General features: G+C 70.0%; 5 protein-coding genes. All 5 read left to right on the forward strand.

From position 1 onward, the window contains the following. Positions 1 to 1,111: helix-hairpin-helix domain-containing protein (locus tag G3I65_RS10415; protein WP_160695914.1), on the forward strand; the 1,111-nt coding region annotated here is incomplete at its 5' end. A gap of 34 nt (positions 1,112 to 1,145) precedes the next feature. After that, complete coding sequence (locus tag G3I65_RS10420; protein WP_309235375.1) at positions 1,146 to 1,838, forward strand: ESX secretion-associated protein EspG; 693 nt, start codon at positions 1,146 to 1,148, stop codon at positions 1,836 to 1,838. A 44-nt stretch (positions 1,839 to 1,882) separates the two neighbouring features. After that, positions 1,883 to 2,407, forward strand: coding sequence for a hypothetical protein (locus G3I65_RS10425; RefSeq protein ID WP_309235376.1), 525 nt, complete (start codon positions 1,883 to 1,885; stop codon positions 2,405 to 2,407). 197 nt (positions 2,408 to 2,604) lie between these two features. Next, complete coding sequence (locus G3I65_RS10430) at positions 2,605 to 2,955, forward strand: hypothetical protein (protein WP_160695915.1); 351 nt, start codon at positions 2,605 to 2,607, stop codon at positions 2,953 to 2,955. Between the two features lie 13 nt (positions 2,956 to 2,968). Next, a partial coding sequence (locus tag G3I65_RS10435) for a hypothetical protein (protein ID WP_239071007.1) occupies positions 2,969 to 4,163 on the forward strand: 1,195 nt, incomplete at its 3' end.

Here is a 4,163-nt window from a genome sequence, read left to right on the forward strand (position 1 = left end):
GGGCCGGGCGGTCCGCGGCGCCCGCGCGCGGCTGCGGCGGGGCGATCGCGTGCTCGCGGACAACCTGCGCCTCGGGATCATGGTGCGGAAGAAGTTCTTCTCCAGCGACGTCGAGGCGGTCACGGACGCCGGGTTCCTCAAGGACGTCTTCGTCGCCGTCGGGTGGCGCGACCTGGTGCACGGCGACTCGCTGGAGCTGTACACCGACGACGCCGTCGGCCCGGACACCAGCCGCCAGGACGGCACCGGTTCGGTGCTGGTGCCGGGTTTCGACCAGCTGACGGGGTTCCACGCTTCGGTGGCCGTCCGCGAAGGGGTCCTGCGGTCCGGGGCGCTGGTGGCGCTGACGCGCGGCGGGCGCCCGATCGGCGAGCCGATGCGGGTGCTCGGGCTGTTCGGTCCCGGCCCGCTGGAAGAAGTGCCCGCCGGGCGGCAGGGCACGGTGCTGCTGGGCTTCCAGTGCGACGTCCCGCCGCTGGCCGGCGACGCGCTGGTGGCGTTCCAGGAGCCGTCGCAGGACTCTTTGGAGCGGCGCGAAGGCGCGGTGGTGGTGCACGGCGTCACCGACCTGGGCAACGGCACCGTCGTGGCGGCGGTCGAGGTGCCGGAGGGACGCGGCGCGGCGTTCACGACCGGGTCTTCGGCGCGGGTGCTGCGCCCGATCGGGACGACGTTCAACGAGCGGAGCACGGTCGTCGCCGCGGACCTGCGGATCCTGTCGCTGGCGCGGGACGGGGTGGCGGTGCGGTCCAGCGCGGGGTCGCGGGTGTTCACGGTCGGGCTGGCGACACGGGACCTGCGGGAGAACGACCTGATCGAGGCGTACGTCCCGGCTGTGCTGCCGGCGTTGGCGCCACCGCCCGCGCCGGCGCCCGTCTTGGTGGACGTCAACACGGCTTCGGGCCCGGAGCTGGCGTCGCTGCCGGGGCTGTCGCCGGCGCGCGTGACCACGGCGTTGAAACTGCGGCAGCGGCAGGGCGGCTTCCCGGACGTGGAGGCGTTCGGCGTCGCGATCGGCCTGCAACCGCACGAAATCGTCCGCCTGCGCGGACGGGCGACGGCCAGTCGGGTGGCGTTGCGCGAGACGGGCGTGCGCCAGCTCGACATCTGAAGCGGCGGGTGGCGGTTCCGCTACGCTCGGGGACGTGCCGGAGGAATTCTCACTGGGCCTGACGGAGGTCGACACCGCGGTCCGGCGCACCGGCCTCCCGGCGAACTGGCACCCGTTCGAAATCCGCAGCGCGGGCCGCACCCTCGCCGAACACGACCGCCTCGCAGCGGAGGCCTGGGAGTCGATGCGGGCGCGCGGACTGGCCGGTCCGGACAAGCTGGACATCGAGGTCGAACAGACGCTCAGGGCGTGGACCCAGCCGGACGTGCTGATCATCGTCCGCGCGGCGGAGGACACCCGCCAGGTCTTCTACCGCGCGGCGATCGGCCACGGGCTGGGGGTGTTTTCGGAGCTTTCGGGCGCGGAGATCCTGTTCGCCCAGAGCCGCCCGGACCGCCTGGTCGACCTGCTGGTCGGCATGCTGCCGGCGTACCCACCGGTGCCGCTGGCCGAGCTGACGTTCACGTCCCCGGGGTCGTCCCGCGAGGCGGCGCTGGCGGCGGAGTTCTCGTCGTGGCCGCTGCACCGCTACGGCACGGTGGAGCTGTCGGTCCGGACTTCGGGGACGTTGAAGCCGACGGGAACGGTGACGTTCGTCGACAACGACGGAGGGCGATTCCTGATGTTCAGCGAGGCGCTACCGGGCAACGAGACGCGGGTGACGTTCACCCCTTCGGATGGTTCTCACCTGCGCGCTTGGCTCCACGAGCGTGGCAGGAACCACTGACGCGGCCGGTTCGTCACTAGTACAGTGCGAAGAGACCACGCAGGGTGGTCCCGGACGACTGGGAGGGCGTCATGGGCGGTTCGCAATTCGGCGCGCCGGGCTCGTTCACGCCCCCGCCGGCGGCTGGGGACGCGGGGTCGAACTTCCTGTCGGGCATCGTCGACGGACCCGTCGATTCGGCGGCCGCGCAGCGGGTCAGCACGGGCGGCAGCCATCTGAAGGATCTCGCCGAGAGCGGCCAGTTCGCGGTGAACGAGGAGGGCTTCCAGGCTTACATCAAAGCCTGCGACTTCTTCATCGACGGCTTCGACCGGATGATCTTCGAGGTCTTCAAGTTGGCGAATCCGGCCCAGATGGGTGGCAGCGACTACGCCAAAGCTGTCGCCGCGTTCAACGTTGAGGTCGCCAACGGGGACCCGGAGTCGTTGATACCCAACCTCGAGTTGATGCGTGACGGTGTCAAGCAAGCACGCGAAGCGATGGTGATCGCCCGCAAGAACTACCGCGAAACCGAGGATGCCCACAGCATGACGTTCGCCCAGTTGAACAAGGGGCTGCAGACGCAGTGAAAACACGACGCGTCCCGGTCGCGTTGGCCGCTCTGGCTTTGGGTTTCGGCCTCGCCGCCTGCACGAGCGAAGTCGGAGGGCAGGCGACCCCGAGTTCGCAGACTTCCGCCACGAGCAGCGCGACCGCAGCCCCGGACAACCCGTTCGCCGGACTGAGTTCGTGCACAGTCCTCGACCAGGCACTCAGCGGGCAGAACATGCCCAAGGCCGTGCCGGGAGTCGCCGACCCGAACAACACTTGCCTCGCCAGCAGGCCCACCTCCGGCGACACACCAGGTCTCGTCGTCGGGCTGATCTTCCAGGCCGTGGGGAACTACCGGGACAACGTGAACAATCCCGCCAAGGCCAGCGACGGGAACGTGAACGGGCGCCCGGCGATCGAGGAGCAGGAGCCCCTCAAGGTGAAGGGTCAGTGCGCCATCCGGTTCCAGGTGCGGGACTCACGCGCGCTGCTGTCGATCAGCTTCGGATCGGACACCGCTGGTGCCTGCGAGCAAGCCAGGGACATAGCCGCGAAGGTCGAGCCACTGCTGCCGAAGAACAACTGAGACGGAGTCCAGCATGAGTCAGCCGCACCGGGCGCAACATCGCCAGTCCGAGGGTGACTACTACGCGGAAACCGCCCAAAAGCTCGATGGTCATGGAGCCGACGGCCAACGGATCACGCAGCAGGCCGCATCGGACTATTCGGTCGCTCAAGGGAAGCTGCTGCAGGAAGGGCAAACGCTCCGCGGCGGAGCACCGGCACCCGGCGAAAACTACGCGAACCAACCGCACGAAGTGCTTTACGACATGGTCCACAAGAACCTCGATCTTGAGGATCTCAACGAGCGCAGCCGGGTGGCGAACGTCTACGGGAACTGGCTCGCCGACGCCTCCAACCAGTTCCGGGACGCGGCCACCGCGGCCGGCGGCTCCTGGCAAGGACCAGCCGCCGACCAAGCGAACGGGTTCTTCCAGAGCACGGCCGGGCACACGGAACAAACCGGCAACGCGATGCAGCTGGCGTCCAACCACTACTCCCAGCAGTCCGCGGCCGCGCACTACGCCAAGACCAACATGCCCGAGCCCACCGGCTTCAACCAGCAAGCCGAGCTCGACAAGGCCAAGCAGCAGTACAACAACGGCGACCTCATCGGCATGAGCGGCACCATGGCCGGCATCCAGGCCAAGCAGCAGCAGGCCGACGCCGCGCACCAGCAGGCCGTTCAGGTGCTGCAGAACCTCGACGGCACCTACCACGAAACCGCCAGCTCCCAGCCCACCTACGCGCCCCCTCCGCAGCTCGGCGGGAACGACTCCACTTCCGTCTCCGGGTTCCACGGCACCAGCAGCACCAGCGGCTTCACCGGCACCCCCAACATCGGCCCAGGAACCAGCCCAGGAAGCGGCAGCTACGTCCCCGGTGGCACCACACCACCGCCCGCCACGACGCCGCCGGCCGGGTACGTTCCGCCGGGCACCACCAGCGGGACCGGGAACTTCGCCGGCAACACCAACTTCCGCGCCGCCCCCGCCGCGAGCAACTTCCCGCGGATGACTCCCGACGGGCTCGCCATGCCCGGGACCACCGCCGGGGGTACGACCGCCGGCGGCGGGGACACCACCCGGGGCGGCGGCAAGCCCGGGCGGGCCGGCAGTGGCTTCGCCGGGTCGCGCGTTTCCGGCAGTGCCGGCAGCACGCCGAAGGGGGCGCCCGGCGAGAGCGAAAGCGCGGGCAAGGGCGCGGGCAAGGGCAGCGGCGTGGGGAAGACCG

This window comes from Amycolatopsis sp. SID8362, assembly GCF_010550475.1.
GTDB classification, from domain to species: domain Bacteria; phylum Actinomycetota; class Actinomycetes; order Mycobacteriales; family Pseudonocardiaceae; genus Amycolatopsis; species Amycolatopsis eburnea.

Coding starts and splice junctions, on each gene's coding strand:
- G3I65_RS10430 (WP_160695915.1), top strand. CDS start 2,605: ATGCCCAAGGCCGTGCCGGGAGTCGCCGACCCGAACAACACTTGCCTC.